Source organism: Leifsonia sp. Ger2509 (assembly GCF_055231915.1).
Genome location: NZ_JBUYVB010000003.1, coordinates 1,072,710 through 1,098,950, shown reverse-complemented (window position 1 = coordinate 1,098,950; position 26,241 = coordinate 1,072,710). Strand labels below are relative to the sequence as shown.

Genomic DNA, 26,241 nt, shown 5'->3' with positions numbered 1-26,241 from the left:
CCCTGCTTCCGAATGAGAGAATGACTGCATGGTCAACGCACCCTCCTTCGCCGCATCCGACACCGCTCTCCCGTTCAAGGTCGCCGACCTCGCCCTCGCCGAAGCGGGCCGTCACCAGATCCGTCTTGCGGAGAACGAGATGCCGGGGCTCATGGCGCTCCGTGCCGAATTCGGCGAGACGAAGCCGCTGGCCGGCGCGAGGGTCGCGGGATCGCTGCACATGACGGTGCAGACGGCGGTGCTCATCGAAACCCTCGTCGCCCTCGGCGCGCAGGTGCGCTGGGCCAGCTGCAACATCTTCTCGACCCAGGACGAAGCGGCCGCAGCCATCGCGGTCGGGCCGCGCGGAACGGTCGATGCACCGGCCGGTGTCCCGGTGTTCGCCTGGAAGGGCGAGACGCTCGAGGAATACTGGTGGTGCACGCAGCAGATCTTCGACTGGACCGGTGAAGCGGCCGCTGCAGGAGCCGACTGGGTCGGTCCCAACCTCATCCTCGATGACGGCGGGGACGCCACGCTCCTCGTCCACTCGGGGCGCGACTTCGAGCTCGCAGGTGCGGTGCCGGCCGACGCCGTCGGTGACAGCCACGAATACCGGGTCATCCTCGCGGCGTTGCGCGCATCCCTGGCCACCTCGCCCGACCGGTGGACGCGGATCGCGGCCGGGATCATCGGGGTCACGGAAGAGACCACGACCGGTGTTCACCGCCTGTACGAGCTCGCGCGCGACGGCAAGCTGCTCTTCCCTGCGATCAACGTCAACGACTCGGTCACGAAGAGCAAGTTCGACAACAAGTACGGCATCCGTCACTCGCTTCCCGACGGGCTCAACCGGGCGACCGACGTGCTCATCGGCGGCAAGGTCGTGTTCGTCGCCGGTTACGGGGACGTCGGAAAGGGAGCTGCAGAGGCTCTGCGCGGACAGGGCGCCCGCGTGATCGTGAGCGAAGTCGACCCGATCAACGCGCTCCAGGCGGCCATGGACGGCTTCCAGGTGGCACGGATCGAGTCGGTCGTCGACCAGGTCGACATCTTCATCACCGGAACCGGGAACCTGAACGTCATCACCACGGAGCACATGCTCCGCATGAAGCACCAGGCGATCGTCGCCAACGTGGGGCACTTCGACAACGAGATCGACATGGCGCGCCTCGAGGAGATGGCCGGCGCTGAGAAGGTCGAGATCAAGCCGCAGGTCCACGAGTGGCGGCTGCCGACGGGCCGCAGCGTGCTCGTGCTCTCCGAGGGCCGCCTGATGAACCTCGGGAACGCGACAGGGCACCCCAGCTTCGTGATGAGCAACTCGTTCACGAACCAGGTGCTGGCCCAGATCGAACTGTACTGCTACCCGGAGAAGTACCCGGTGGGCGTGTATGTGCTCCCGAAGCACCTGGACGAGAAGGTCGCCCGGCTCCACCTCGACGCGCTCGGCGTCGAGCTGACCGTGCTCACGCCGGAGCAGGCGGCGTACATCGGCGTCAGCGTCGATGGTCCCTACAAAGTGGACCACTACCGGTACTGAGGCCCCACAGGTTCGGGGCTCAGGGAAGTTCCGCGAACGCTCGCACCGGGAACGTCCCGAAACCCTCGACCTTCGGCGGCGCGGCTGTGAAGCGGGCACCATGGGCTGGAACGCCCTCGAGTCCGGTCAGGTGCTCGACGACGTGGATCCCCGCCGCGAGCAGTAGGCTGTGCGCCGGCCGGGAACCACCGGACTCGGTGTCATCGATGTTCAGCGCATCGATCCCGACCAGGGCGACGCCCGCATCCACGAGGTGACGCGCTCCCTCCTCGGTGAGGAAGGGTGAGCCCGACGCGTAGGCCGGCGTGCCGAAATGCCGGTCCCAGCCGGTGTGCAGGAGCACCGCCGTCCCCTCCAGGCCGCGGTCGAAGAACACCGACGCCGGGATGCCGCGCTCGATGGCACCGGTCAGGTGGATGACCTCGGCAGGAAGCCCGACGAGCGTCTCCAGCCGGAGCGAAGCGAGGTCGCCGCCGTCGGCATAACGGTGGAACGGGCTGTCGAGATAGGTGCCGGTGTTGCCGATCATCGTGATGACATCCATCGCGAACTCGGTTCCCGGGGCATACCTGGTGCGGGAGTCCTCCCGCGTCAGGTGCGGGGTGATGACAGGTTCGGGAAGGCCGGGGTAGGTGACGAGTCCAGCCCGGATCGTGTGACTGAGATCGACGATCCGCGGTCCATTGCGCTCTTCTCGTTGCTGGTTCATGTCACCTTTCCGGGAAACCATGGGGCAGGGCGTCGAGAACCGGTGCGAGACGTTCGAGCCGTTCGCGTTCGAGTTCGAGCGCTCGGAAGTCCCGTTCGCGCCGCAGGGCGGCGACGCCGACGAGGAAGGTCTCGGAGTCGACTGCCGGCACGGGTGAGACGAACGCGGACGCCTCGCCTGCGAGCTCTGCGCCGAGCCCCGCTCTGGCTGCGGGGGTCATTCCCGGGGCCTGGTGGAGGAACTGGGCGACGCGGCGCGAGAGACGGTCGGGCAGCCGCGCGACATCGGCGATCGCTGCCCAGCCGGCCAACTGGGGCGGCATCGCGAACCCGACGACGTCGACGGACGGAACCCTCTCCAGCTGGCTGTAGGTGCCCGCGATGAGGTCGCCGAGACGTTTGGACCGCGCGTTCAGCAGGCCGACGAGTGCGGCGAGGCCGCCGAAGGTCATGTAGATCTCCACGACGCCCGTCAGCGCCCGGATGAACGCGTGCCGCAACTGGGTGGCGCCCCCATCGTCGCGGACGATCCTCCCGCCGACTGCGAGCTTGCCGAGCGATCGCCCGTGGGTCGCGACCTCGACGGTCATCGGCGCGATCACGAAGGAGAACACGAGGCTCACAGTGACCAGCGCACGCTGCAGCGCCTGGTCGAGCGCGCCGGACGAGAAGACGATCACGAGGACCAGCACGACGAACAGCAGGACGTAGACGAGCCAGTCCAGGGCCGCTCCGGCGGCGCGGAGAATGTAGGACGTGGGCCTGACGTCGAGCGCGACCGCTTCACCCGTGACGAGTTCGTGTTCGACTCCACCGTCGACGAGGTCGATGCGCGGAGCGCCCGGGGCAGCCATGGCTATCATCTAAGCAGATGGATCTCGACGCATACTCCGCAGCGCACCGCGCCGAGTGGGACCGGCTTGCCGCTCTCGCCAGGCAGCGGACGCTCGACGGCGAGCAGGCGGACGAACTGATCGAGCTGTACCAGACCGGTGCGACGCAGCTGTCGGCGATCAAGACGCAGGCAGGGTCGACCAGCCAGGGCGACCGGCTGTCCGTGGCCCTCTCGACGGCCAGGCTCCGGTTCACCGGCACCGGCGCGAACATCCTCTCGCAGCTGCCGCGGTTCTTCGTCCTGCAGCTGCCGGCGGCGCTCTATCGGCTCCGCTGGCTCACCCTGGCGGTCGCCGTCGCGTCGCTCGTGGTGGCCGGCCTCTTCGCCTGGTGGGCTCTGGGCGACCCGCAGGTGATGGCGAACTTCGGCACGGATGCGCAGCTCAGGCAGATCGTCGACCACCAGTTCATCGACTACTACTCGAGCAACCCCGCGGCGTCGTTCGCCGGGCAGGTCTGGACCAACAACGCGTGGATCGCAGCCCAGTGCATCGCGTTCGGGATCGTCGGGTTCTACGTCCCGGCCGTGCTGCTCCAGAACGCGCAGAACATCGGAGTCTCCGCCGCCGTCCTGTTCGCGTACGGCCGCGGCGACGTGTTCTTCCTCTACATCCTCCCGCACGGTCTGCTCGAGCTGACGTCCATCTTCGTCGCCGCCGCCGCAGGCCTGCGGATCTTCTGGGCGTGGATCGCACCCGGTCCCCGCACGCGTGCCCAGGCGCTCGCCGAAGACGGACGTGCGCTGTTCACCGTCGCGGTGGGGCTGGTGCTGACACTCTTCGTGTCCGGACTCATCGAAGGTTTCGTCACCCCCTCCGACCTGCCGTGGCCGGTGAAGATCGGCATCGGCGTGCTGGCCCTCGCAGCCTTCCTCGTCTACATGCTGGTGGTCGGCCGGCGCGCGGTTCGGCTCGGCGCATCCGGTGACCTGGATGCATTCGAGGCCGGGGCACGGAGGGTCGTCGCCGGCTGAAGGCCGGTCAGTCCTTGCGGACGCCGTCGAAGATCAGCTTGAAGGTGGAGCCCGCGATGATCGCGCCGACGATCGGTGCGACGATCGACAGCCAGAGCTGCGCGAGAGCGGTCGGCCCTCCGTAGATCGCGGTCGCGATGGAGCGGGCCGGGTTGAACGAACCGTTCGAGACCGGGATGGCGATGAGCGCGAGCACCGTCAGGGTGAGGCCGATGGCGATCGGTGCGAACCCGGCTGCGCCGCGGGAACCGGTCACTCCGAGGATCACGAAGACCAGGATGGCTGTGGCGATGATCTCGACGAGCAGCACGGAGACGAACGAGAAGCCGCCGGGCGACAGCTCGCCCCAGCCGGTGGAGGCGAAGCCGCCGGTGCGCGCTGCCGCGAGGAATCCGCTGGGACCGCCCGAGGCGATGGCGACGAGCAGCGTGCTCGCGGCGATTCCGCCGATGAGCTGCGCGCCGACGTATGCGGGGAGGTCCCTCCAGGCGAACCGGCCCGCGATCGCGAGGCCGATCGAGACGGCCGGGTTGAAGTGGCCGCCGGAGACAGGGCCGAACGCGTAGGCGCCGACGAGGACACTGAGCCCGAGGGCGAGCGCGACGCCGAGGAAGCCGACGTTCAGGCCGCCTTCGCCGCCGCTGAATCCCGCTGCGAAGACTGCCGTCCCGATCACGCCGAAGACGAGGAGGAAGGTGCCAGCGATCTCGGCCCCGAACCGTGCTGCGAAGGACGGCGCTGTTGTGATGGCGGGGGTTTCGGCGATGCGGTTCTGCGTCATGGACCTGGCTTTCGGTTCTCGTCGGGAGCGCTCCGTTCGGAGCCGCCCCAAAAACCTAGTGGAATTCCGCTTCGAGCCGCGCGTCATCGCCGCATGTCGCGTGTTCCTCCTGCAGCCCCGTCCGTGGCGGGCGGCTCACGGGGTGATCGGACGGCCCGCGGCGGCATCGCGGTAGACGGTCTCCAGGATGGGGATCCAGCGATCAGGCGTGTGCTTGTTGAGGACCCACGGGCGGGCGTTCATCCGCGCGGAGGCTGCACGAGGGTCGCCGAGCGCGACCAGGGACTGCTCGACGACCTCGGTCACCGACCCGAGCAGCACCGGAGGCGGGTCGCCGCCGTCCTGAAGCGTCGGGACCGGGCAGAGGACGGTCGGTCCGATGGCCATCGCCTCGAGTTCGCTGACGGCGATGATGCCGGCGGCCTGGCCGATCGCCACATCGGCCGTCGCGATCAGGTCGAGGAATGCCGCGTGGCCGAGGCGGGGGACCAGTGCGACCCCGAGCTCCGCTGCGGCAGGCGCGGCCGGTCCCCAGTCGAGCCCGACCAGGCGTGTGCCGCGCGGGAGTGCGGCGCGCAGGGCGCGTGCGGTCTCCAGCTGTGTTTCGACGCCCTTCGTGTCATCCCACCGGGAAACGAACAGCACGGTCGGTGCGCCCGCCTCGGAACCAGGGCGCCAGGCGGGGAGCACCTCCGGCTCGACGAAGGCGGGCATGTAGTGTGCGTCGGGCCGGGCGCTCGTCGCCTCCTCGACCGTGTCGAGGTTGGTGTAGTAGACGGCACTCGCGCCGTCGATCGCCCGCTGCACCTCGTCGTGCGTCGCCGGGGACTTCCAGAGACGGCGGATATCCGTGCCGTGGAGGTGGAGGACATATGGCCGCCGAGGGATATACGGATGCCTCAGGAGACTCGCCGCCGTCGCGTAGTGGACGTGGATCACGTCGCTGGCGCGCGCCGTACGCATGTGGCGGAGCACATACGGGATTGCGGCCAGTCTGCCGGTGCCGGCGCCGAACCCCGCTTCGGGCCGCACCTTCTCCGGAGGAAGATAGCCCCAGGCAAGACCCTGGCGGCCGGCCGCGTCGACAAGCGAGCGCGCGACGAACGCACAGTCGTTGAAGTGGGTCACCCGCGGGACCGATGTTGCTGACGGCACTCGGTAATTCTGGCATTGCGCTTCCGAGGAACCGCTGACAGACGGGCCGGCGCTCACAGGCGCCCGGCGGCCTTGAGCGCGAGGTAGTGGTCGCTGAGGGCGGGCGGGAGGTCAGCGGGGGCGCCGGTCACCACATCCGCCCCGAGACGCCGGATGGCGGCCGCGATGCGGGCGATGTCGAGCAGGGCCCGTTCGGCGGCGGCGGCGCGATAGACCTCGGCCCGGTCGGCGCGCTGGCTGGTCGCCCGGATGGCTTCGGGATCGGTGACGGATGCGACGACCACCGTGTGCTTCCTGGTGAGCTGCGGCAGGACGGACAGGAGCCCGTGGGAGGCGCCCGGGGCGTCGATGGAGGTGAGGAGCACGACGAGAGCGCGCTGGCTGGTGATGGACGACACCTGGCCGGGCACCGCTGCCCAGTCCATCTCGATCAGTTCCGGGTCGATCCCGGCCATCATGTCCACGGTGCGTGCGAGGAGCTCCGGACCGCTCGCCCCCTGCACCCGGCCTCGTACACGCCGGTCGTACGCCATGACATCCACCCGGTCGCCGGCCCGCGTCGCGAGCGCCTCGAGGAGCAGGGCCGACTCGAACGCCGTGTCGATGCGGGGCTCGTCGTCGACCCGCGCTGCGGCAGTGCGGCCGGTGTCGATGAGGATGATGACGCGGCGATCGCGTTCGGGTCGCCAGGTGCGCACCATGACGCGCTGCCCGGCGCCGCCCGACGGATCGTGCCTGCGTGCCGTCGCCCGCCAGTCGATCGAGCGCACGTCGTCGCCACGGACGTATTCGCGCAGGGAGTCGAACTCGGTGCCCTGTCCGCGCAGCATGACGCTGGTCATCCCGTCGAGTTCGTGCAATCGCGCGAGCCTGGAGGGCAGGTGCTTGCGCGCGTTGAACGCCGGGAGCACGCGGATGCGGCCCGACGCGGCCAGCGTCGCCTGGCGGGCCCACAGGTGCAGCGGACCCCATGACCGCACGGTCACCTGGGCGACCCGGCGCTCGCCGCGTCGTGTCGGAACCAGCGTGGTCGTCACCCGCCTGCGCTCGCCGGCGGGGATGCGCACCCGGGCACGGGTGGACAGTGCGCCGGCGGACGGTTCCCAGGCATCGCGGACCACGGCCCGCAGCATCCGCTCACCCGTATTCGTCAGGTAGAGCTCGCTCAGCGCATCCGTGCCGAGCCTGATCCGGCCGGGAACCAGACGCTCGATCGCTACACGTCGAGGCGACGCCGCCAGGGCGAGGTCCACCGCTCCGACCGCGACCGCGAACACGAGCCAGCCGGCGAGGATGAGCAGCGCTGTGCCTGCCTCGGCGCCGAAGAGCACCAGGGGGATGACGCCGAGCGCGATCAGCACGACGAAGCGGCCGGAGACGGTCATGGCGCGTCTCTAGATCGGGACCTGGACCTGCTGGACGATCGAACGGAGGATCGCATCCACCTCGACGCCTTCCAGCTCGGCTTCAGGACGCAACTGCACGCGGTGACGCCATACGGGCAGCAGCATGGCCTGGACATGGTCGGGCGTGATCGAGTCGTAGCCGGACAGCCAGGCCCAGACCTTCGCGGCGGCGAGGAGCGCTGTGGTCCCTCGCGGACTGACGCCGAGCTTCACCGACGGGCTGCGGCGCGTCGCCCTTGCGAGATCGACGATGTAGGCGAGGACATCGGAGGAGGCCCCGACCGAGGCCGCTGCAGCGCGGGCCGCCGCGAGTTCCGCGGCACCGAGCACCGGGGTCACACCGGCCGCGGCGAGGTCACGCGGGTTGAAGCCGGCCGCGTGGCGCCGCAGCACCTCGACCTCGCTCTCGCGCTCCGGGATGTCCAGGGTCAGTTTGAGGAGGAACCGATCGAGCTGGGCCTCGGGAAGTGTATAGGTGCCCTCGTATTCGATCGGGTTCTGCGTCGCAGCGACGATGAACGGATCGGGGAGCGGACGGCTCACTCCGTCGACGCTCACCTGGCGCTCCTCCATGGCCTCGAGCAGCGCCGACTGCGTCTTCGGAGGCGTGCGGTTGATCTCGTCGGCCAGCAGGATGTTCGTGAACACGGGGCCTTCGCGGAACTGGAAACCGCCGGTCTGTCCGTCGTAGACGAGCGATCCGGTGACGTCGCCGGGCATCAGGTCGGGGGTGAACTGGATGCGCCGCGTCTGCAGGCTGAGCGCCTCGCTCAACGACCGCACCAGAAGAGTCTTCGCGACCCCGGGAACCCCTTCGAGGAGGACGTGACCGCGGGCGAGCAGGGCGATGATCAGCCCCGTCACGGCGCCGTCCTGCCCCACCACGGCCTTGCCGACCTCCGCGCGGACGCGGCTGAGGGCCGTGCGAAGCGCGGCGGCGTCCGCTGCGGGGTCGGCCGGTGCCGGCGGGGTCGTTGCCGTTGTGACGTCGGTCATGGTTCCATTCTTCCGGTCGGACGGTCGTTTGCGGGATTGATGGCTGCCAGCGTGGCCGATTCGAGTGCGGCCAGGCGGTCGGACAGCGCAACGAGCTCGGCGTCGGTGCGAGGGTGGGCGTCGACCAGGAGGTCACGCACGACATTCCGATCGCTGCCGGTCAGTGCGGCCACGGTGTCGCACACCTCGGCGACGGACGCGGTCGACGGCAGCCCTGTAGCGGCGCCGAGCCGGCCGATGGTTCCGATCCGCAGGCTGTCGATGGCCCGAAGGCGCGCAGAGGACCGTTGGTAGAGCCGGGCGCGGCCCTCCATCGTCTCCCCGCTGCGCACCAGCACCGGCAGGTTCTCGACGACCAGCGGGCCGAAGCGCCGGCCGCGCCAGATGGCAGCAGCGAGGAAGACGGCGGCCAGGAGCAGGACGAGCGGGGTGACCCATCCCGGCGTCAGAGCGTTGAGGTCGGGGGGCCCGCTCGCCGGCACGTCCTGCAGCGTCGGCAGGTACCAGACGAGGGATGCGTGCTCGCCGAGCAGGTTGAGGGCGAGTGCCGCGTTCCCCGCGCGCGCGATGCCCTCGTTGTCGAAGATGCTCGTCGAGCCAACGAGTTGCACGGTCGTCCCGTCGGCGGTGGCGCTGACGAATGCGAAGCCGCCGTCCCCGGTGGGGAAGCATCCGGTCGCACTGCCGGAGGAGACCCGCAGAGCGGGCGACTTCGCTGTGGGCTCGATCGTCTGCGCCCGGTTCGCTGCCGGCAGGCTGCATGACGCCGCGAGGATGCCGCTCCTGCTCGCGGGCCCCGCGTTGTGGACATCGGCGGCAAGGGACTGGAGAGCGGCGAATCCCGGCCCGACGACCACGAGCGTCGATGCGCGGGTCTGGAGTTCGGTGTAGCGGTTCTCGTCGAGATAGCCCTCGGGGTCGTAGACGAGGATCGTTCCCTCTCCCGGGGCGAGGTCGCGCACCTGTGCGATGCTCGATGCGGTCTTCACGTCCACGCCCTGCTGCCTCAGGACCTCGACGACCGCCTTGGCTCCCGCCGGGGCCGCGTTCGCCGCGTCGAGCGGGATACCGGCGGAGCGGCTCCCCGTCGTCAGGAAGCCGATCGCCGCGATCAGGAGCGCGATGACCCCGACGACGATCCAGCCGACGCTGCGGCGAGCGACCTGCCGGGGGGAGGATGAGATCGCCGGAGCATCGGCGAGGGGTGCGACCCCGGGCGTCGAGGTCGGCGCCGGATCGGTCAGCGTCATCGCGTCGTCGCCTGTTCGACCGGGTCGGCGAGCGCGGTCGGCCGTGCCGACTGCAGGGCGAGGTCGAGGGCGACGAGCTCGTCGTACTCCGCCGGTGCGGCCGAGCTTCCGAGATAGCGCACGCTGTCGAACGTGCGCGCTGCAGCAGCCAGACGCTCGCGCTCGGCCGGCACCGCTGACGACGCGCGCGCGGCGAAGCCGTTCGCCGTCGTGCCGGGCATCAGCATCACGATCGTCCGCTCATCGAAGGACTGCGCGATCGCACGGAAGCGCTCCTCAACGGCAAGTGTCCAGTCGCCGGCTCTCGCGGCCCGCTCGGCCGAGGCGCGGAGCGCTGCAGCATCCCTTCTGTCGTCCGCGCCGAAGAGCGCGGCGTCGTTCAGTCGGCTCCTGCGGTTGATGCGTGGCAGCCCGAACACGACGAAGGCGACGGCCAGGAGCCCTGCCGCCAGGATCACGATGACGACGAGGAGGATGCCGCTGAAGCTTCCGCCCCCGGCCGAGAACAAGGAGCCGAGCCAGTCCTGCACCGCCTTCGATGCCAGGTCGAACCAGGTCGGCTTCGCAGCCTGGTACTCCGGCTTGGCCAGTTCCTGCACGACCCAGTCATGCGCCTGCGGCGCGTCGGGGTCCACCGGGACGGACAGGATCAGGCTCATGCGCCGGGATACGCCGTGTTCGCCGTGTTCGCAGGGGAGGGCTCGGCCGGCTGGTACGGGTCGGGCAGACCCTGGACCCCGGCCTGGCGTGCTTCGACGAAACGGACCAGCTGCAGGTCGAGACCTTCCTTTCGCATCCGCAGGTCCAGATAGATCAGTGCGACCGCCGACGACTGCACCACGGCCATCACAGCGCCGATCACGGCGGTGACGACCGTGGAGACCGCGTTGATGCCGAGTTGTGACAGGAAGACCTGCGCCACGGACGGGTCGGATGACGATGCGCCGAGGCCGGTCGGGTTGCTGAGCACGGTGATGAAGCCACCGATGAGCGCGATCGGCGTGGTGATGATCTGCGTGACGAAGTAGACGATCATGCCGATCAGCAGGATGACGCCGAGCGTCTTCCAGAAGTAGCCCCGGGTCAGGTGCCAGGAGCGCGCCATCGAAGCGCGGATGGGCAGACGCTCGAGCACGATCGCGCTCGGGACGAGAGCGAGTTTCGTATTGAGCCACACGAAGATGACGATCGCACCGATGGCAGCGAGGACCGAGTAGGCGATGCCCGCACCGATCATGGCCCGGCCGCCGGCGAAGAGCGCGACGGCGATACCCGCAAGCACCCCGGCACCGATGGCGATCGCGACAGAGACGAGGACTGTCCACCCGATGAGCGCGCCGATCCGCGGGCGGGTGAGCCGCCAGAGGGACCCGAGGGTGAGCTTCTCGCCGAGGGTCTCCCGCGCCACCTCGTTGACCACGACACCCTGCAGGAGGGAGGTCGAGACGGCGGAGACGACGATCGATACGAGGCCGAGGAGGATGGCCCAGCCGACGGCCCCGGCCTGAAGCGCCCCTTGGTCAGCGGACGACGCGTTGTCCACGCGGCTGAACAGTAGGGAGAGGCCGCCGATGATGAGGAGCGAGACGATCGCCTGCGGGATCCCCTGGATGAGCAGGGCGGCGCCGACGGTGACCTTCGGGTTGCGGCGAAGGACCTGGAACGGTGCGCCGATCAGCGTCCCGAAGCCAAGGGGCCGCAGCGGGACCAGTCCAGGCTTCGGCGGGGGAGTCCAGCCGGGCTGCTGGCCATACGGGGGCGGAGGGGCGCCGTAGCCCTGCGGTCCTTGGCCCTGCTGGCTGTACGGATACGGATACGGGGGAGGCGGAGGCGGCACGCTGCCCGGCGCGTACTCGCCGTAGCGGGGACGGGGCGCGGGCGCGCTTCCGGGTGCCTGCCAGCTCTCCTCGGCGGGCCCTGGTTGCTCTCCAGTCACGTGATGGCTCCTTCTACCCCGGTTCCGGTGCGGATTCCGTTACCCATGCTGGCACATACCTGCGCATCCGCCCGTCAGGGTTCACGATCCGTGCAGGTGTCTCGACTACTCTTGTGCAAGAAGTTCTATGGCTTGCCGCGCACCTGCTGCGGCGCCCCAGCGGGAAACGGGTATATGAACGGTCGCATCCTGGTTGTCGACGACGACACCGCCTTGGCCGAGATGATCGGCATCGTGCTGCGCACGGAGGGTTTCGATCCGCAGTTCTGCGAAGACGGCGCGCTCGCGCTGGATGTGTTCCGCACGTCCAAACCCGACCTCGTGCTGCTCGACCTGATGCTCCCCGGCCTCGACGGTATCGAGGTGTGCGGGCGCATCCGCGCGGAATCGGGCACTCCGATCATCATGCTGACCGCGAAGTCCGACACGGCGGATGTGGTCAAGGGCCTCGAATCGGGTGCGGACGACTACATGGTGAAGCCCTTCAACCCGAAGGAGCTCGTGGCGCGCATCCGCACCCGGCTCCGTCCCGCACCGGCGGCCCCTGCCATCGAGCAGCTCCGGATCGGCGACCTCGTCCTCGATGTGGCCGGTCATGAGGTGAGGCGCGGCGAGACGCGGATCAACCTCACCCCGTTGGAGTTCGATCTGCTCCTCGCGCTCGCCTCCAAGCCGCAGCAGGTCTTCACCAGGGAGATGCTGCTCGAACAGGTCTGGGGCTATCACTACAAGGCGGACACGCGGCTGGTGAACGTCCATGTGCAGCGGCTGAGGGCGAAGGTCGAGGACGACCCGGACAACCCGAGGATCGTCATGACCGTGCGCGGGGTCGGATACCGCGCAGGCGCAGTCACCTAGGAGTTCCGGTGGCCGAGGATTCCCGGACCCGCACGATGGGCAGGCCCCGCAGGCTGGGCTGGCGGCGGTGGTGGCAGATGGCACCCGCGCGCCTCGCACACCTCTGGCGCACCTCGCTCCAGGTCCGCACGGTGGCGATCACCCTCGCCCTCACTGGAATCGCCATCCTCGTCACCGGCGTGTACATGTCGCTCAGCATCTCGAACGACCTCTACCAGTCCCGCCTCGACCAGGCGCTCCGCGACTCGAGTCGTGCGACGACAGCGGCCCAGACGACGTTGAACGCGTCGGACATCACCGGAGGGGACTCTGTGAGGAATCTCCTCGACTCCGCGCTGCAGACCGTCAAGGCGTCGACGTCGAGCCGCCTGATCGCGGCCTTCCGGGTGCCGGGCCAGGACTCGACGTTCCTTGCGCCGGCGGACCGCTCGAGCCCGGGGTTGTCCGGCGACGTCATCTCGGATCAGCTCCGCACGGCCGTCCAGCACGGCGGCACCAAGCAGTTCTACCAATCGGTGAAGCTCCCGGGCGCCAACGGGGCGACGGACCCAGGGATCGTGGTGGGGTCCCAGCTGACCCTCCCCGTCGTCGGCCGGTACGAGCTCTACATCGGCTACGACCTGAGCGACGCCGAGAGCACACTGCTCTTCGTGCAGAGCACTCTGCTGCTCGCCGGTCTCGCGCTGATCCTGCTCATCGGTGCCGTGACCTGGGTGATCGTGCGCTTCGTCGTGCGCCCGATCCGCGTAGCCGCCGAGACGAGCGAGAGGCTGGCCGCCGGTGACCTCGCCGTGCGGATGCCGGAGAAAGGCGAGGACGTCTTCACCTCCCTCGCGCGATCGTTCAACGGGATGGCGGACAGCCTCCAGAGCCAGATCAACCAGCTGGCAACGCTCTCGCAACTGCAGCAGCGCTTCGTGTCCGATGTCTCGCACGAATTGCGCACACCACTGACGACGATCCGGCTCGCGGGCGACGTCATCTACGACCAGCGCGAGACCTTCCCGCCGGCGACCGAGCGCACGGCGGAACTGCTGCACACCCAGATCGAGCGGTTCGACCTCTTGCTGTCCGACCTCCTCGAGATCAGCCGTTACGACGCCGGGTCGGTCGTGCTCGATCCTGAGCCGACGAACCTCGTCCGGCTGGCCGAGGATGCGATCGACGGGATGCACGCCCTCGCCGACCAGAACGGGAGCGAGCTGCGGCTGGAGGCACCCGGCGGCTACTTCGAGGTCGACATGGATCCGCGGCGCATCCGCCGCATCGTGCGCAACCTCCTCGGTAACGCCATCGAGCACGGCGAGGGCAGGCCCGTCGTGGTGACCGTCGACAGCAACGAGAGCGCGGTCGCGCTGGCTGTGCGCGACTACGGGCTGGGCATGAACCAGCAGGAGGTCAACCACGTCTTCGATCGGTTCTGGCGCGCCGATCCGTCGCGCAAGCGCACCATCGGCGGCACCGGGCTGGGCCTGGCGATCTCGCTCGAGGATGCGACGCTGCACTCCGGCTGGCTGCAGGTCTGGTCTGCTCCGGGTGCGGGTTCGTGCTTCCGGCTCACCCTCCCGCGCGTGCCGGGTCGGGGCATCGCATCCTCGCCGCTTCCCCTGCCGCCGGATGATGCCGGCGCAACCGGTGAGACCCACGGCGTCGTCGCTGCCACCGGGAAGACGGGAACGGAGGTGCGTCCGTGACCTCCCGCTTCGCAGCGCGCATCCGCGTCGTGGCCGTCCTCACGGCGGTCGCGGCGGCCCTTGCGGGCTGCGCGAGCATCCCGGACTCCGGACCGGTGCGCCAGGGCGCGCCGATCACCCAGCGAAACGATCCGCTCGACCTCGACTTCAACCCGTCGCCACCCGCCAAGGGCGCCACCCAGGACCAGATCGTCCACGGGTTCATCGATGCGGCGTCGAGCCCGAAGAACGACTTCATGATCGCCCGGGAATACCTGACAGCGTCGATGTCGTCATCGTGGAATCCGAACGAGTCCGTCACCGTCGACCAGGGCACCGGCCGGCTCTACAACCAGCTCTCCGACGGATCGTCGACCGCGCGGTGGCAGGTCGACGTGACTCCTGTCGCGAACGTCGACGCCGTGGGCGCCTACCACGGGGTCTCGTCGTCCGCTCCGATCTCCCTCCGCTACAACCTCGTGAAGGTGGACGGAGAGTGGCGCATCTCGGTGGCGCCGAACGGGGTGGTCATCGATGACCCGACGTTCCGCGCGGTCTATGCCCCGCAGCCCCTCTACTTCTACAACGCGTCGTTCACCTATCTGGTGCCCGACCTGCGTTGGTTCCCGTCGCGGGTGGGCAATGCCGCAACCAGGGTCACGAACGCTGTACTCGCGGGACCTGCCAAATGGTTGTCCGGCGCCGTCACCTCTGCATTCCCGCCGGGCACGCAGCTCGCACTGCCGTCCGTCACCATCTCCAACGGCAGGGCCGACGTCGATCTGAGCTCTCAGGCGGGCCAGGCGGATGCGCTCACCCTGCAGAGGATGAAATACCAGCTCGAGCAGAGCCTCGGCTCGATCGTGTCGAGCGTCCAGCTGTCGATCGAGGGGACGACGCAGGCCGTCGCCGACCTCTCGGCGGCCAACGCGCCGATCCAGGATCCGCAGGTGGACACTCACGCCCTCGTCTACCGCGCCGGCCAGTTCGGGCCGCTCACGGCGACGACGGTCGAGGACATCCCCGGTATCTCCACCAAGGTCGCGTCACTGCACCCGACATCCGTGTCGCTCACCGCGAACCGCACCACCGCCGTCGCGCTGTCGCAGGGTCACGTCTACGTTGTCCGCAAGGCGGAGGGGGCGCCCCAGCGCGTGGACGCCAGGGCCGGGTTGATCGCACCCGCCGTCGACAACTACGGGTATGCATGGTCCGTGCCCGCCGACAAGCCGGGTGCTCTCGTCGCCATCGGGTCGGACGGCGTGCAGAAGACGGTCAAGACGAACTGGCCCAACGCGACGCGCATCGTGTCGCTCCAGGTGTCCAGGGATGGAACCCGCGTGATCGCGGTCCTGCAGTCGGGGTCGGCGTACGCGCTCGTCGCGTCGGGCATCATACGTACACAGGACAACCTCCCCGCGTCGCTGACCGAACCGATCGAACTCGGAACCGGTCCCGGACGACCGCTCTCGGCGACCTGGGTCGACCAGCTCAACGTCGCTGTGCTGAGCGACACGGGCCAGGACGGGACGTCGATCGCGCAGCAGCAGATCGGCGGCACGCTGAGCTCGGCGACAGGGCCGGCGAACGGCGCGACGATCGTTGGTGCCGGGGGCCTGTCGACGTACCTGGTGCTGACGGACGACGGGTCGCTGCAGGCGCCGACGGGCACCGGTTGGCAGGCGCAGGCCGACAAGGTCGGTGCGCTGGGGACGCAGCTGGGACAGCCCCAGTAGCGCTCCCGGCACGATCCCTTCACAAAAAGCGAAGCGTGTCGCTCGTCCACCGATTAACGCGTGGGCGCCCTCTCCACACCGCGCTGGCCGGACGATGGGGGGATGGACGATCCCCTGCTGACCCTGCGCGAGGCGTGGCTGGATGCGCTCGCCGTGCTCTCACCGACGGAATGCAGCGGATGCGGAACACCCGATCGCGCACTCTGCGGCGACTGCCGCGCAGCGCTCTCGCCGATGCCTGCACGCGCCGAGCTGGCGGGACTGAGCGTCTGGTCGGCGCTCGACTACGCGTCCGTTCCGAGATCGGTGCTGCTGGCCTTCAAAGACGGCGGGCGCACGGATGCCGCACCTGCGCTCGCGGAGGCGCTGCGGTCTGCGATCGCTGCCGCCCTGCACGACGCCAGGGGGAGCGCCGCGGACGGTGGCCTTCGGATCGCGACCGTTCCTTCGACCCGGGCTGCCTTCCGGCGCCGGGGGTACCGGCCCGTCGAACTCCTTCTCGGCCGCTGCGGCCTGCGCAGTGAGAAGGTGCTCCGGGCGGTTCGTCGCACCGAGGACCAGGCTTCTCTGGGGGCCGCGGAGAGGAGTCTGAACCGCGCCGGATCGCTCCGCGCGGAGCCCCGGGCGGCAGGGCGCGCCTACCTCATCGTCGACGACATCCTGACGACGGGATCGACCATCCGCGAGGCCGCGCGGGCCCTCCGGCGGGCCGGAGCGCAGGTCGCCGGAGCGGCCGTCGTCGCCCGCACGGAGCGTCGCGACGGGCTGAACGGATGGAATCCCGATCCGGTCGGATTCGCTGGTGACTTATCCACGGGTCAGCACTACGGTAGGTGAAAAGGCGTGGATGACTCGCCCTTCGTGACCCGGGCGGTGTGACACGCCGATCAGGGAGGCCCTCATGGAAATCAACATCGTCGGACGCAACCTCGGCATCACCGATCGATTCCGTGAATACGCGACAGAGAAGGCCGCCAAGGTCACTCATCTCGCAGAGCGCGCTATCACTTTCGAGATCAAGGTGAGCCGCCACAACGAGAAGCTCGGCAGCCAGAACGGCGACGACCGTGTCGAGCTCACGCTGGTCGGGCCGGGGGCAGTGGTGCGCGCTGAAGCGACGGGCACCGACAAGTATGCTGCGTTCGACGTTGCCATCGCCCGTCTCCTCGAACGGGTCAGACGTGCGAAGGACAGGCGGAAGGTCCATCGTGGCCAGCATCGCCCGACGTCCCTTCGCGAGGCGAGCACAGGGGGCTTCAGCGTCGTCGACATCACACCGGCGCCGGTCGCGGTCCTCGAGCAGGTACGAACCGGAGCTGTTCCCGTCGTCGCCGACGAGGTCGAACCCGGGGAGGACTCCGACGACTACTGCCCGGTCGTCATCCGCAAGAAGGTGTTCGCATCCGTGCCGATGACGGTGGACGACGCTCTCTACTACATGGAGCTCGTCGGGCACGACTTCTACCTCTTCATCGACCAGGAGACGGAGCGGCCGAGCGTCGTCTACCGTCGCAAAGGCTGGGACTACGGTGTGATTTCGCTCGACGAAGACGCCGATGAGCTGCAGGAGGTCGCGACGGCGAGCCGAAAGCTCAGCCACTGAGCCGCTGACCGCGTTCGGGGGCCGAGCAGGCTCAGCCCCCGAACAAGTAGCATTGCTATAGTTGCCGGCTGCGGTCGGTTAGTCACCCGTGCGTCCGGCCGGACGACAGGCGCATGGCGCCCAGACATACAAAGTGGAGTGCATCAGTGGCCTCAGTACTGGAAAAGGTTCTCCGTGTCGGCGAGGGGCGGATCCTTCGCAAGCTCGAGGGATACGCCAAGGCGGTCAACGCTCTGGAAGACGACTTCCAGGAGCTCACCGACGAGGAGCTGAAACACGAGACCGTCGAGCTGCGGGAGCGCTACAGCAATGGCGAGTCCCTCGACGACCTCCTCCCCGAAGCGTTCGCCGCAGTTCGTGAGGCGGCGAAGCGGACCCTGGGCATGCGGCACTTCGACGTGCAGATCATGGGCGGCGCGGCCCTGCACCTCGGCAACATCGCGGAGATGAAGACCGGTGAGGGCAAGACGCTCGTCGCCACCACCGCCGCCTACCTGAACGCCATCGCCAGCCGAGGCGTGCACGTGGTGACGGTGAACGACTACCTCGCGAGCTACCAGAGCGAGCTCATGGGCCGCGTCTTCCGTGCCCTCGGCATGTCGACCGGCGTGATCCTCGCAGGCCAGACCCCGGAGGAGCGGCGCGAGCAGTACGCCGCAGACATCACCTACGGCACGAACAACGAGTTCGGCTTCGACTACCTGCGCGACAACATGGCGTGGCAGGCGAGCGACATGGTCCAGCGCGGGCACTTCTTCGCCATCGTCGACGAGGTCGACTCGATCCTCATCGACGAAGCCCGTACGCCGCTGATCATCTCCGGCCCGGCCTCCGGTGAGGCCAACCGGTGGTTCAACGAGTTCGCGAGCCTCGCGAACCGGCTGACCCCCGACGTCGATTACGAGGTCGACGAGAAGAAGCGCACCGTCGGCGTCCTCGAGCCGGGCATCGAGAAGGTCGAGGACTACCTCGGGATCGACAATCTCTACGAATCCGCGAACACCCCGCTCATCTCGTTCCTGAACAACGCCATCAAGGCGAACGCTCTCTTCAAGCGCGACAAGGACTACGTCGTGATGAACGGCGAGGTTCTCATCGTCGACGAGCACACCGGCCGCATCCTCATGGGTCGTCGCTACAACGAGGGCATCCACCAGGCGATCGAGGCCAAAGAGGGCGTCGCGGTCAAGGCCGAGAACCAGACGCTTGCGACCGTGACCCTGCAGAACTATTTCCGCCTCTACAAGAAGCTCTCCGGCATGACCGGTACCGCCGAGACCGAGGCGGCGGAGTTCATGAGCACGTACAAGCTCGGCGTCGTGCCGATCCCGACGAACAAGCCGATGCAGCGCCTAGACCAGTCCGACCTCGTCTACAAGAACGAGGAGGCGAAGTTCGGCCAGGTCGTCGAGGACATCGTCCGTCGCCACGAGAAAGGTCAGCCCGTCCTCGTCGGCACGACGAGCGTCGAGAAGAGCGAGTACCTCTCGCGCCTGCTCGCCAAGAAGGGCGTGCGCCACGAGGTCCTCAACGCCAAGAACCACGCCCGTGAGGCGGCCATCGTCGCGCAGGCGGGCCGTCTCGGCTCGGTGACCGTGGCCACCAACATGGCCGGGCGCGGCACCGACATCATGCTCGGCGGAAACGCCGAGTTCATCGCCGTGGCAGAGATGAACGCTCGCGGACTCTCGCCGGTCGAGACCCCCGACGAGTACGAGGCCGCGTGGGACGATGTCTACAACGAGGTCAAGGCGAAGGTCCAGGAAGAGGCCGACAAGGTCATCGATGCCGGTGGTCTCTACGTCCTCGGCACGGAGCGGCACGAATCGCGTCGGATCGACAACCAGCTGCGCGGCCGCAGCGGACGCCAGGGCGACCCCGGTGAGAGCCGTTTCTACCTGTCGCTGACGGACGACCTGATGCGCCTCTTCAATGCCGGCGCGGCCGAGAGCCTGATGGGGCGTGGAAACGTTCCGGAAGATCTCGCGATCGAGTCCAAGGTCGTCAGCCGGGCCATCCGGAGCGCCCAGTCGCAGGTCGAGGCGCGAAACGCGGAGATCCGCAAGAACGTGCTCAAGTACGACGACGTGCTGAACCGCCAGCGCGAGGCGATCTACAGCGACCGGCGTCACATCCTCGAGGGTGACGACCTCCACGAGCGCACCCAGAAGTTCCTCACCGACGTCATCGACGAAGTGCTCGACTCTCACACCTCTGACGGCAACGGCGACGACTGGGACTTCGACGCGCTGTGGGGCGAGCTCAAGACGCTCTACCCCGTGGGTGTCACCATCGACGAGGTCATCGCGGAGGCTGGAAACCGCGGACGGATCAACCGCGAGTTCATGCGCCGCGAGATCCTGTCGGATGCGCGGCTGGCCTACCAGCGTCGCGAAGAGAGCCTCGGCTCGCCCGCGATGCGCGAACTCGAGCGCCGTGTCGTCCTGTCGGTGATCGACCGCCGCTGGCGCGATCACCTCTATGAGATGGACTACCTGAAGGACGGCATCGGCCTGCGCGCCATGGCCCAGCGCGACCCGCTGGTCGAGTACCAGCGCGAAGGCTATGCGATGTTCCAGCAGATGATGGGCCAGATTCGCGAAGAGACGGTCGGCTTCCTTTTCAACCTCGAGGTCGAAGTCAACCAGGCGCCCGGTGAAGTGGCCGGACCGTCGGTCGCGGCGAAGGGGCTCGCCCGTGCCGAAGCCGAACAGCAGCGGTTGAGCTACTCGGCTCCGAGCGACTCGGGGGGAGTCGAGGTGCGCAACCAGCGCGGACAGCTCGAGCAGGCGGCGACAGCCCGTGCGCAGCGCGCCCAGGCCGAAGCCAACGCCCCTGCGCAGCAGGCGCCGCAGGCTCCCGCCCAGCGCGGCGCCTTCGGCCAGCGTGTCGAGGAGGAGCAAGCGCCGGTGAACCGTGCCGAGCGTCGTGCGCAGGAGAAGAAGCGCCGCTGAGTACCTGCCGGGTCTTCGTCCGCGTCTCCATCGGGAGGCAGGTCGCGAGCCGGAGCCGATGACGCCGAGGAGCCCGAGCTCCCCGGCGTCATCGCTGCCTTCCCCGTGCCCGCAGAGCGGGCGAGGGCTGCCCGGCTCAGAGCACGTTGATCGCGCTCGCCCGCCAGCGGCCGTCGAAGGACTCGAGCCTGATCGCGACGGCGCGCGACCGGGAACGCTGGTGAACGACCACGACCGCCTCGATCACGTCGTCGCGCGGAAAAGTGATCCGTGGTTCGCCCACTGTGAGCTGCGGACGGCGGACGGTGCCGCCGGTGATCCTCCTCGCACGGCTGGCGAGGACGACCCGCTTGAGCAGGTGACGGTAGACGTCGTCGGTCACCCAGCGAGACAGCTGGTCCAGACCACGGACGCCCGCGAGCACCTCGACGACGCAGCGGGCGAGGTTCACCAGGAGCGTCGAGGGCTCAGGGAGACCGAAGGGGACACCAGCGCGTGCACCGAAATAGTCGTCGCGCACGTCGGGCGGCGCCTCGGGCGGACGCCGCCGGCGAGTGCCGACGGAGTGCTCGCGGTCGTCGTTCAACGCATGGCTCATAGATTCCCCTCGCTCAGAGCCCGCCGCTGGGCGGACAGCATCGTGTCGTAGCGCCGGCCGTCGCAACAGACGTACTGTCGCCACCCGAGGCCCGCCCTGCCCGGGGAATCGGTCGCGCTGATCTGCAACTCAAGCAGCTATCGCAGGCCGCTGTCCAGAGACCACAGGCCGTGTGGATAACTCCGGGCGCGCGAACGGCGGGCGCAGCACGTCTGCCTAGACTATGAAGGTGTCGACGCTCAGTGATCTCGTGCTTGCCCAGGGCCGCTCCTCCGAGGCCGACGTCGACTGGCTGCACATGCTCGTCGGCGACTGGCAGCTCCTCGCCGATCTCGCGTTCGCCGACATCGTCCTCTGGGTCCCCACCGACGACGGCAGTTTCGTCGCTGTCGCCCATGCGCGCCCGTCGAGCGCCGCCACGCTGTTCTACCGCGACTTCGTCGGCCAGCGAATCAAAGCCGAGTGGCGCTCGCAGGTGACCGAGGCGTTCGAGACCAAGCGCATCATCGACACGTCGGCACCCGACTGGTTCGAGGAGACGCCCACCCGGGTGCGCGCGGTTCCCGTGATCCGACGGCTGAGCGCCGTGTCACCGCAGACCGCTGATCAGCCGGTGGCCGTGATCACCCGCCACTCGAACTTGAGTGAGGCTCGCACACCCAGTCGCCAGGAACTGACCTTCAACGACTGCGCCAACGACCTCTTCAACATGATCGCGACGGGCGACTTCCCCGACCTCGGGGCTCCCACCGGCCCGCGGCGCGGCGCGCCCCGCGCATCCGACGGTCTCCTTCGACTCGACGTCGACGGAGTGACGACCTTCGCCAGCCCGAACGCCCTGTCGGCGTTCAACCGGATGGGCTTCACCGATGAACTCGAAGGCGAGTCGCTCGCCGAGGTCACCACGCGCCTGCTCAGCGGGCGCATGGTCGTCGACGAGTCATTGCCGCTGGTCGTCACCGGGCGCGCGCCCTGGCGCACCGACATCGAAGCGCGCGGGGTGACGGTGTCGCTCCGCGCCATCCCGATACGCAACCGCGGAGAGCGCGTGGGCGCGATTGTGCTCTGCCGCGACGTGAGCGAACTGCGTCACCAGGAGCGCGAGCTCATCACCAAGGACGCGACCATCCGCGAGATCCACCACAGAGTGAAGAACAACCTCCAGACTGTGGCCTCCCTGTTGCGCATCCAGGCCAGGAGAACGCACTCCGACGAGGCGCGCGAGGCGCTCAGTCAGGCGATGCGTCGTGTCGCGGCGATCGCTGTCGTGCACGACACGCTCTCGACGGGGCTCGCACAGATCGTGGACTTCGATGATGTCTTCGATCGTGTCCTGCTGCTTGTGGCGGAGGTGGCGTCGAGTCACAACACCACGGTTCACCCCAAGTCGTCGGGGAGTTTCGGAGTGCTGCCGAGCGAATACGCGACACCGCTTGCGCTCGCGCTGACCGAACTGGTCACCAACGCCGTCGAACACGGGCTGGCCGGCCGCGAAGGTCAGGTCGAGATCATCGCCGACCGCTCCGAGGATGCGCTCACCGTCAAGGTGGTCGACAACGGCTCAGGGCTGCCGGAGGGCAAGGTCGGTTCCGGGCTCGGGACGCAGATCGTGCGCACCCTCATCCAGGGAGAGCTGGGCGGGACGATCGACTGGCACACGATGATGGGCCAGGGCACAGAAGTGACGATCGATGTTCCGCTGCGCTACCTCACGAAGGCCTGATCGCCGAAGCGGGTCTCATCGGCTGCGGAGTCGCCGAGGATCCTCTGCGCCGCACGAGGCTAGGTGTTCGATGTGCAGCGGCAGAGGCCTCGAAGGCGCCCTCCGTCAGGAAGCGCGACGGGCGCGTGCAGCGCGGCGCTTGAGTGCGCGACGCTCGTCTTCGGAAAGACCACCCCAGACGCCGGAGTCCTGCCCGGTCTCGAGCGCGTACTGCAGGCAGATCTCGGTGACGGTGCAGCGTGCGCACACCGATTTCGCCTTGTCGATCTGGTCGACGGCAGGACCTGTGTTGCCGACAGGGAAAAACAGTTCCGGGTCAGCGGTGAGGCAGGCTGCCTTGTCGCGCCAGTCCATGGGGGTGCTCCTTTGTTGCCGAGTGCATGGCCGAACGGCCTGAAATGCGGGTAAGCGTCGAGTTACAGGGTGATTGATCCGTGGGGATGAGACCTGCCCACGACCCTGTGAGCGTCAACTCGACCTCAAATATGCTCCCATACTGGATAAGTCAAATCAACAGTTTTGTATGGGATAACCCTGTGAACACACGCTCGAAACCTTCGGATGGTATGGCTCCGCATGACGCCGCCTCCGGTGCGGCCCGTCCGCCGCTGCTCATCGTCCTCGCCGTCCTGCTCTTCCTCGAGGCCGCAGGCGCGATCGCGCTTGTCATCTGGCTCGCTGTCGAGCTCGCCGCAGCGAGTTCCGGAGCGTACGCGAGCGGCATCGCACTTCTCCTCCTTGCGATCCTCGCCGCAGGCTGGATCCTCTTCACCGCCGTCTCGACGCTGCGCCTGAAGTCGTGGGTGCGCGCATCCGCCGTGACCTGGCAGGTGCTGCAGATCGCCGTCGCGATCGGCAGCTTCCAGGGGCTGTACGCACGCCCCGACCTCGGCTGGGCGCTACTCGTGCCGGCCCTCGCCGGCATCGGACTCGCCCTCGCCCCGTCCGTCGTGCGTGCGACCACTCGCAACAAATCGGAACACGATTAGTCCTGCGCGGGAACAGAAGCAAGACTCGAATCGTTATGGCGAATATCGTGACTGACACAACTAATGCCACCCGTGCGCCCTCATCCACCGTCGATACCGCCCGAGCTGGCTACCCGCAGTGGCGGGCCTGGCGCCTGCAGACCGTGACCGGACCGACCGGCAACCTGAGCCTCATCGAGACGCGGTGGCTTTCCGCCGAAGACGAGACCACTCCCGAAGATGCCGTGGCCGGCCTTCCGGCATCCGTCGTGGCCACTCCGATCCAGAGGCGCAACCTCGACACCGGCGAGCCGGAACGGGGAATCCGGCTCTGGGATGCGCAGTCACCCGCGATCCGCGCATTCGAGACGGTCACGGCCTTCCCGTTCAATCCCGACTGGGTGATCGAGGCTGAGTTCACACCTGTCTCGACCGAGCGCACGGTGCCGTTCGAGCACATCCGCGACAACGGCGGCACCCGCGATCTCGTCGTCCCCGGTGACATCACGTTCACGCTCGACGGTGTCGACTACTCGCTGAGCGCCTTCGACGACGACGGCACCCTCTTGCTGGTCTTCGGCGATGCGAGCAACGGCGACGACGGCCCGCAGGGCACCTATGCATCCGGCCGCTTCCTGTTCGTGAATCGTGCCGGAGACGACCCGGAGCGCGTCGTGCTCGACTTCAACCGGGCTTTCGTCCCGCCCTGCGGCTTCTCTGCGCAGTACAACTGTCCGTTGCCGCCGCGCAACAACCGCTTCGACCGCGTCGTCGACGCAGGCGAGAAGCGCGTCGTCTTCCGCGACGGCTACGACGTGCACTGAAGCACGACCGCACGACACCCCCGACCCGCATGATCCGGCGGGGCTGGTACAGCCCTGCCTCCAACACACAGCACTCACAGCACTCACAGCACTCACAGCACTCACAGCACAGGAGATCACTTGAGAAAGTCAACGACGGCCGTCATCGCGACCGCCATCGCAGCAACGCTCGCTCTCGCCGGCTGCTCGGGCGGCGCTTCCCAGAGCTCGTCCGGAAACAGCGCATCCATCGCCGTCGGCTCGCTCTACGAGCCCCAGAACCTCGACAACACGGGCGGCGGCGGCCAGGGCGTGAGCGAGGCGTTCAACGGCAACGTGTACCAGGGCCTGTTCCAGCTGACCGACGACGGCAAGGTCGTCCCGCAGCTGGCGACGAAGACCGCCGTCTCCAGCGACGGCCTCACCTACACGTTCACGCTGCGCGACGGAGTGACGTTCCACTCGGGCAAGGCGCTGACCTCTGCGGACGTCAAGGCGAGCATCGAGCGGGTCGTCGCGCCCGACTCGCAGTCGGCCCGCAAGTCCAGCTTCGCCGTCGTCTCCACGATCGCCACCCCGGACGCGAAGACCGTCGTGGTCACGCTGAAGAGCCGCTCGATCTCGTTCGTGTACAACCTCAGCTACATCTGGATCATCAACGCTGAGGCGAAGAACCTGAAGACCAGCGAAGACGGCACGGGTCCGTACAAGCTCGGCTCGTGGAAGCGCGGAAGCTCGCTCAGCCTCGAACGCTGGAGCGGCTATTGGGGCACGCCGGCGAAGAACAAGGAAGTCGTCTTCGACTACTTCACCGACGCCACCGCGCTGTCGAATGCCCTGCTGACCAACCAAGTCGACGTCGTGACCAGCGTCCAGAGCCCGGATGCGCTCGCCCAGTTCGAGAGCAACAAGGACTTCGTCGTCAACAACGGCAAGTCCACGACCAAGGAGCTCCTCGCCTTCAACGACCGCGTCGCGCCGTTCAACAAGACCGAGGTGCGCAAGGCGGTCTACTCGGCCATCGACACCAAGAAGCTCCTGAACTCCATCTGGGGCAAGTACGGCACGCTGATCGGTTCGATGGTGCCCCCGACCGACCCGTGGTACGAGGACCTCACGAAGGTGAACCCGTACGACGTGACGCTCGCCAAGAAGGAGCTGGCCGAGGCCGGCTACCCGAACGGATTCTCTTTCACCCTCGACACCCCCACCTACGACCCGCACCCCGCGGTCGCCGAGTTCCTCAAGAGCGAACTCGCAAAGGTCGGGATCACGGTCAACATCAACTCGATCTCGGCCGACCAGTGGTACAGCAAGGTGTTCAAGGAGCAGAACTTCCAGGCGACGCTGCAGGAGCACGTCAACGACCGCGACGTCGTCTGGTACGGAAACCCGGACTTCTACTGGGGCTACAACAACCCGCAGGTGACGAAGTGGGTCGACGAAGCCGAGCAGTCGACCACCCAGGCAGAGCAGACGGCCAAGCTGAAGCTCGTGAACGAGCAGATCGCGAAGGATGCGGCCAGCGCCTGGCTGTACCTCTACCCGCAGATCGTGGTCGCGTCGAGCACCCTGAGCGGCTACCCGCTGAACGGGCTCAACTCGCAGTTCTACGCCTACGACATCGTCAAGAAATAGCACCAGAGAGAACGGCCACGGCGCTTCGGGGCGCGCGATCCGCAAGGGCCGCGCCCCGGAGCGTCT

Annotated in this window: 23 protein-coding genes; 12 read left to right on the top strand and 11 right to left on the bottom strand. The window is 68.1% G+C overall.

The features are described 5' to 3' along the window. Window positions 1-28: 28 nt before the first annotated feature. Window positions 29-1,522, top strand: a complete 1,494-nt coding sequence (gene ahcY / locus ACV7NN_RS05565; protein WP_463348582.1) for an adenosylhomocysteinase — start codon at window positions 29-31, stop codon at window positions 1,520-1,522. A 19-nt stretch (window positions 1,523-1,541) separates the two neighbouring features. Here ahcY and ACV7NN_RS05560 read toward each other — a convergent pair whose 3' ends face one another. Both ACV7NN_RS05560 and ACV7NN_RS05555 read right to left on the bottom strand, forming a co-directional pair. Further along, the gene (locus ACV7NN_RS05560; RefSeq protein ID WP_463348581.1) at window positions 1,542-2,231 is read right to left on the bottom strand and encodes a cyclase family protein; all 690 of its coding nucleotides are present in this window, start codon (window positions 2,229-2,231) and stop codon (window positions 1,542-1,544) included. Between the two features lies 1 nt (window position 2,232). Next, the gene (locus ACV7NN_RS05555) at window positions 2,233-3,084 is read right to left on the bottom strand and encodes an RDD family protein (protein WP_463348580.1); all 852 of its coding nucleotides are present in this window, start codon (window positions 3,082-3,084) and stop codon (window positions 2,233-2,235) included. Between the two features lie 17 nt (window positions 3,085-3,101). Between ACV7NN_RS05555 and ACV7NN_RS05550 the strand changes: the two genes are divergently transcribed. Next, window positions 3,102-4,097 (top strand): stage II sporulation protein M, encoded by a 996-nt coding sequence (locus ACV7NN_RS05550; RefSeq protein ID WP_463348579.1) that lies wholly within the window; start codon window positions 3,102-3,104, stop codon window positions 4,095-4,097. 7 nt (window positions 4,098-4,104) lie between these two features. Here the strand turns inward: ACV7NN_RS05550 and ACV7NN_RS05545 are convergent, their stop codons facing one another. The 7 genes from ACV7NN_RS05545 to ACV7NN_RS05515 all read right to left on the bottom strand — a co-directional run bounded on the left by ACV7NN_RS05545 (window position 4,105) and on the right by ACV7NN_RS05515 (window position 11,621). After that, a complete protein-coding gene (locus ACV7NN_RS05545) occupies window positions 4,105-4,878 on the bottom strand; it encodes an aquaporin (protein ID WP_463348578.1) in 774 nt (257 codons plus the stop codon). Window positions 4,879-5,013: 135 nt separating this feature from the next. Then, on the bottom strand, window positions 5,014-6,033 hold the full coding sequence (locus ACV7NN_RS05540; protein WP_463348577.1) for a glycosyltransferase family protein: 1,020 nt from the start codon (window positions 6,031-6,033) through the stop codon (window positions 5,014-5,016). A gap of 53 nt (window positions 6,034-6,086) precedes the next feature. After that, complete coding sequence (locus tag ACV7NN_RS05535; RefSeq protein ID WP_463348576.1) at window positions 6,087-7,418, bottom strand: DUF58 domain-containing protein; 1,332 nt, start codon at window positions 7,416-7,418, stop codon at window positions 6,087-6,089. Window positions 7,419-7,427: 9 nt separating this feature from the next. Beyond that, window positions 7,428-8,435 carry an AAA family ATPase gene (locus ACV7NN_RS05530; protein ID WP_463348575.1) on the bottom strand — a complete coding sequence of 336 codons (1,008 nt, stop codon included), beginning with the start codon at window positions 8,433-8,435 and terminating at the stop codon, window positions 7,428-7,430. After that, a complete protein-coding gene (locus tag ACV7NN_RS05525) occupies window positions 8,432-9,685 on the bottom strand; it encodes a DUF4350 domain-containing protein (RefSeq protein WP_463348574.1) in 1,254 nt (417 codons plus the stop codon). The genes ACV7NN_RS05530 and ACV7NN_RS05525 overlap by 4 nt, the downstream gene beginning before the upstream one ends. Beyond that, window positions 9,682-10,344 (bottom strand): DUF4129 domain-containing protein, encoded by a 663-nt coding sequence (locus ACV7NN_RS05520; protein WP_463348573.1) that lies wholly within the window; start codon window positions 10,342-10,344, stop codon window positions 9,682-9,684. The genes ACV7NN_RS05525 and ACV7NN_RS05520 overlap by 4 nt, the downstream gene beginning before the upstream one ends. Continuing rightward, window positions 10,341-11,621 (bottom strand): hypothetical protein, encoded by a 1,281-nt coding sequence (locus ACV7NN_RS05515; protein ID WP_463348572.1) that lies wholly within the window; start codon window positions 11,619-11,621, stop codon window positions 10,341-10,343. Before ACV7NN_RS05515 ends, ACV7NN_RS05520 begins: the two co-directional genes overlap by 4 nt. A gap of 174 nt (window positions 11,622-11,795) precedes the next feature. Between ACV7NN_RS05515 and mtrA the strand changes: the two genes are divergently transcribed. From mtrA to secA, 6 genes are all read left to right on the top strand, one after another. Next, entirely contained in the window at window positions 11,796-12,479 is a 684-nt protein-coding gene (gene mtrA / locus ACV7NN_RS05510; protein WP_463348571.1) for an MtrAB system response regulator MtrA, read from the top strand. 35 nt (window positions 12,480-12,514) lie between these two features. Then, entirely contained in the window at window positions 12,515-14,173 is a 1,659-nt protein-coding gene (gene mtrB / locus ACV7NN_RS05505) for an MtrAB system histidine kinase MtrB (protein ID WP_463351242.1), read from the top strand. Then, the gene (locus ACV7NN_RS05500) at window positions 14,170-15,888 is read left to right on the top strand and encodes a GerMN domain-containing protein (RefSeq protein WP_463348570.1); all 1,719 of its coding nucleotides are present in this window, start codon (window positions 14,170-14,172) and stop codon (window positions 15,886-15,888) included. Before mtrB ends, ACV7NN_RS05500 begins: the two co-directional genes overlap by 4 nt. 102 nt (window positions 15,889-15,990) lie before the next feature. Further along, entirely contained in the window at window positions 15,991-16,725 is a 735-nt protein-coding gene (locus ACV7NN_RS05495) for a ComF family protein (RefSeq protein WP_463348569.1), read from the top strand. A 64-nt stretch (window positions 16,726-16,789) separates the two neighbouring features. Beyond that, window positions 16,790-17,491 (top strand): ribosome hibernation-promoting factor, HPF/YfiA family, encoded by a 702-nt coding sequence (gene hpf / locus ACV7NN_RS05490; protein ID WP_463348568.1) that lies wholly within the window; start codon window positions 16,790-16,792, stop codon window positions 17,489-17,491. Between the two features lie 146 nt (window positions 17,492-17,637). Beyond that, a complete protein-coding gene (gene secA / locus ACV7NN_RS05485) occupies window positions 17,638-20,445 on the top strand; it encodes a preprotein translocase subunit SecA (protein ID WP_463348567.1) in 2,808 nt (935 codons plus the stop codon). Window positions 20,446-20,581: 136 nt separating this feature from the next. On the opposite strand, the gene ACV7NN_RS05480 is transcribed toward secA, so the two are convergent. Then, window positions 20,582-21,043, bottom strand: coding sequence for an Rv3235 family protein (locus tag ACV7NN_RS05480; protein WP_463348566.1), 462 nt, complete (start codon window positions 21,041-21,043; stop codon window positions 20,582-20,584). A gap of 229 nt (window positions 21,044-21,272) precedes the next feature. Here ACV7NN_RS05480 and ACV7NN_RS05475 point away from each other — a divergent pair, with 229 nt between their 5' ends. Then, window positions 21,273-22,766: a sensor histidine kinase gene (locus tag ACV7NN_RS05475; protein WP_463348565.1), complete on the top strand. Its 1,494-nt coding sequence runs from the start codon at window positions 21,273-21,275 to the stop codon at window positions 22,764-22,766. A 105-nt stretch (window positions 22,767-22,871) separates the two neighbouring features. Here the strand turns inward: ACV7NN_RS05475 and ACV7NN_RS05470 are convergent, their stop codons facing one another. Further along, the gene (locus ACV7NN_RS05470) at window positions 22,872-23,120 is read right to left on the bottom strand and encodes a WhiB family transcriptional regulator (protein WP_055890939.1); all 249 of its coding nucleotides are present in this window, start codon (window positions 23,118-23,120) and stop codon (window positions 22,872-22,874) included. A 212-nt stretch (window positions 23,121-23,332) separates the two neighbouring features. Here ACV7NN_RS05470 and ACV7NN_RS05465 point away from each other — a divergent pair, with 212 nt between their 5' ends. The 3 genes from ACV7NN_RS05465 (at window position 23,333) to ACV7NN_RS05455 (ending at window position 26,175) form a co-directional block, all read left to right on the top strand. After that, window positions 23,333-23,755, top strand: a complete 423-nt coding sequence (locus ACV7NN_RS05465) for a hypothetical protein (RefSeq protein WP_463348564.1) — start codon at window positions 23,333-23,335, stop codon at window positions 23,753-23,755. Window positions 23,756-23,802: 47 nt separating this feature from the next. Further along, complete coding sequence (locus ACV7NN_RS05460; protein ID WP_463348563.1) at window positions 23,803-24,558, top strand: DUF1684 domain-containing protein; 756 nt, start codon at window positions 23,803-23,805, stop codon at window positions 24,556-24,558. Between the two features lie 120 nt (window positions 24,559-24,678). Further along, window positions 24,679-26,175: an ABC transporter substrate-binding protein gene (locus tag ACV7NN_RS05455; protein WP_463348562.1), complete on the top strand. Its 1,497-nt coding sequence runs from the start codon at window positions 24,679-24,681 to the stop codon at window positions 26,173-26,175. The last annotated feature ends 66 nt before the right edge of the window (window positions 26,176-26,241 follow it).

Bases quoted from the DNA above. Each gene is read 5' to 3' on its own strand.
- ACV7NN_RS05465 (WP_463348564.1), top strand. From the start codon at position 23,333: ATGGCTCCGCATGACGCCGCCTCCGGTGCGGCCCGTCCGCCGCTGCTC.
- ACV7NN_RS05520 (WP_463348573.1), bottom strand. From the start codon at position 10,344: ATGAGCCTGATCCTGTCCGTCCCGGTGGACCCCGACGCGCCGCAGGCG.
- ACV7NN_RS05495 (WP_463348569.1), top strand. From the start codon at position 15,991: ATGGACGATCCCCTGCTGACCCTGCGCGAGGCGTGGCTGGATGCGCTC.
- ACV7NN_RS05560 (WP_463348581.1), bottom strand. From the start codon at position 2,231: ATGAACCAGCAACGAGAAGAGCGCAATGGACCGCGGATCGTCGATCTC.
- ACV7NN_RS05550 (WP_463348579.1), top strand. From the start codon at position 3,102: ATGGATCTCGACGCATACTCCGCAGCGCACCGCGCCGAGTGGGACCGG.
- mtrA (WP_463348571.1), top strand. From the start codon at position 11,796: ATGAACGGTCGCATCCTGGTTGTCGACGACGACACCGCCTTGGCCGAG.
- ACV7NN_RS05525 (WP_463348574.1), bottom strand. From the start codon at position 9,685: ATGACGCTGACCGATCCGGCGCCGACCTCGACGCCCGGGGTCGCACCC.
- hpf (WP_463348568.1), top strand. From the start codon at position 16,790: ATGGAAATCAACATCGTCGGACGCAACCTCGGCATCACCGATCGATTC.
- ACV7NN_RS05530 (WP_463348575.1), bottom strand. From the start codon at position 8,435: ATGACCGACGTCACAACGGCAACGACCCCGCCGGCACCGGCCGACCCC.
- ACV7NN_RS05470 (WP_055890939.1), bottom strand. From the start codon at position 23,120: ATGGACTGGCGCGACAAGGCAGCCTGCCTCACCGCTGACCCGGAACTG.
- ahcY (WP_463348582.1), top strand. From the start codon at position 29: ATGGTCAACGCACCCTCCTTCGCCGCATCCGACACCGCTCTCCCGTTC.
- ACV7NN_RS05545 (WP_463348578.1), bottom strand. From the start codon at position 4,878: ATGACGCAGAACCGCATCGCCGAAACCCCCGCCATCACAACAGCGCCG.
- mtrB (WP_463351242.1), top strand. From the start codon at position 12,515: ATGGGCAGGCCCCGCAGGCTGGGCTGGCGGCGGTGGTGGCAGATGGCA.
- ACV7NN_RS05535 (WP_463348576.1), bottom strand. From the start codon at position 7,418: ATGACCGTCTCCGGCCGCTTCGTCGTGCTGATCGCGCTCGGCGTCATC.
- ACV7NN_RS05480 (WP_463348566.1), bottom strand. From the start codon at position 21,043: ATGAGCCATGCGTTGAACGACGACCGCGAGCACTCCGTCGGCACTCGC.
- ACV7NN_RS05555 (WP_463348580.1), bottom strand. From the start codon at position 3,084: ATGGCTGCCCCGGGCGCTCCGCGCATCGACCTCGTCGACGGTGGAGTC.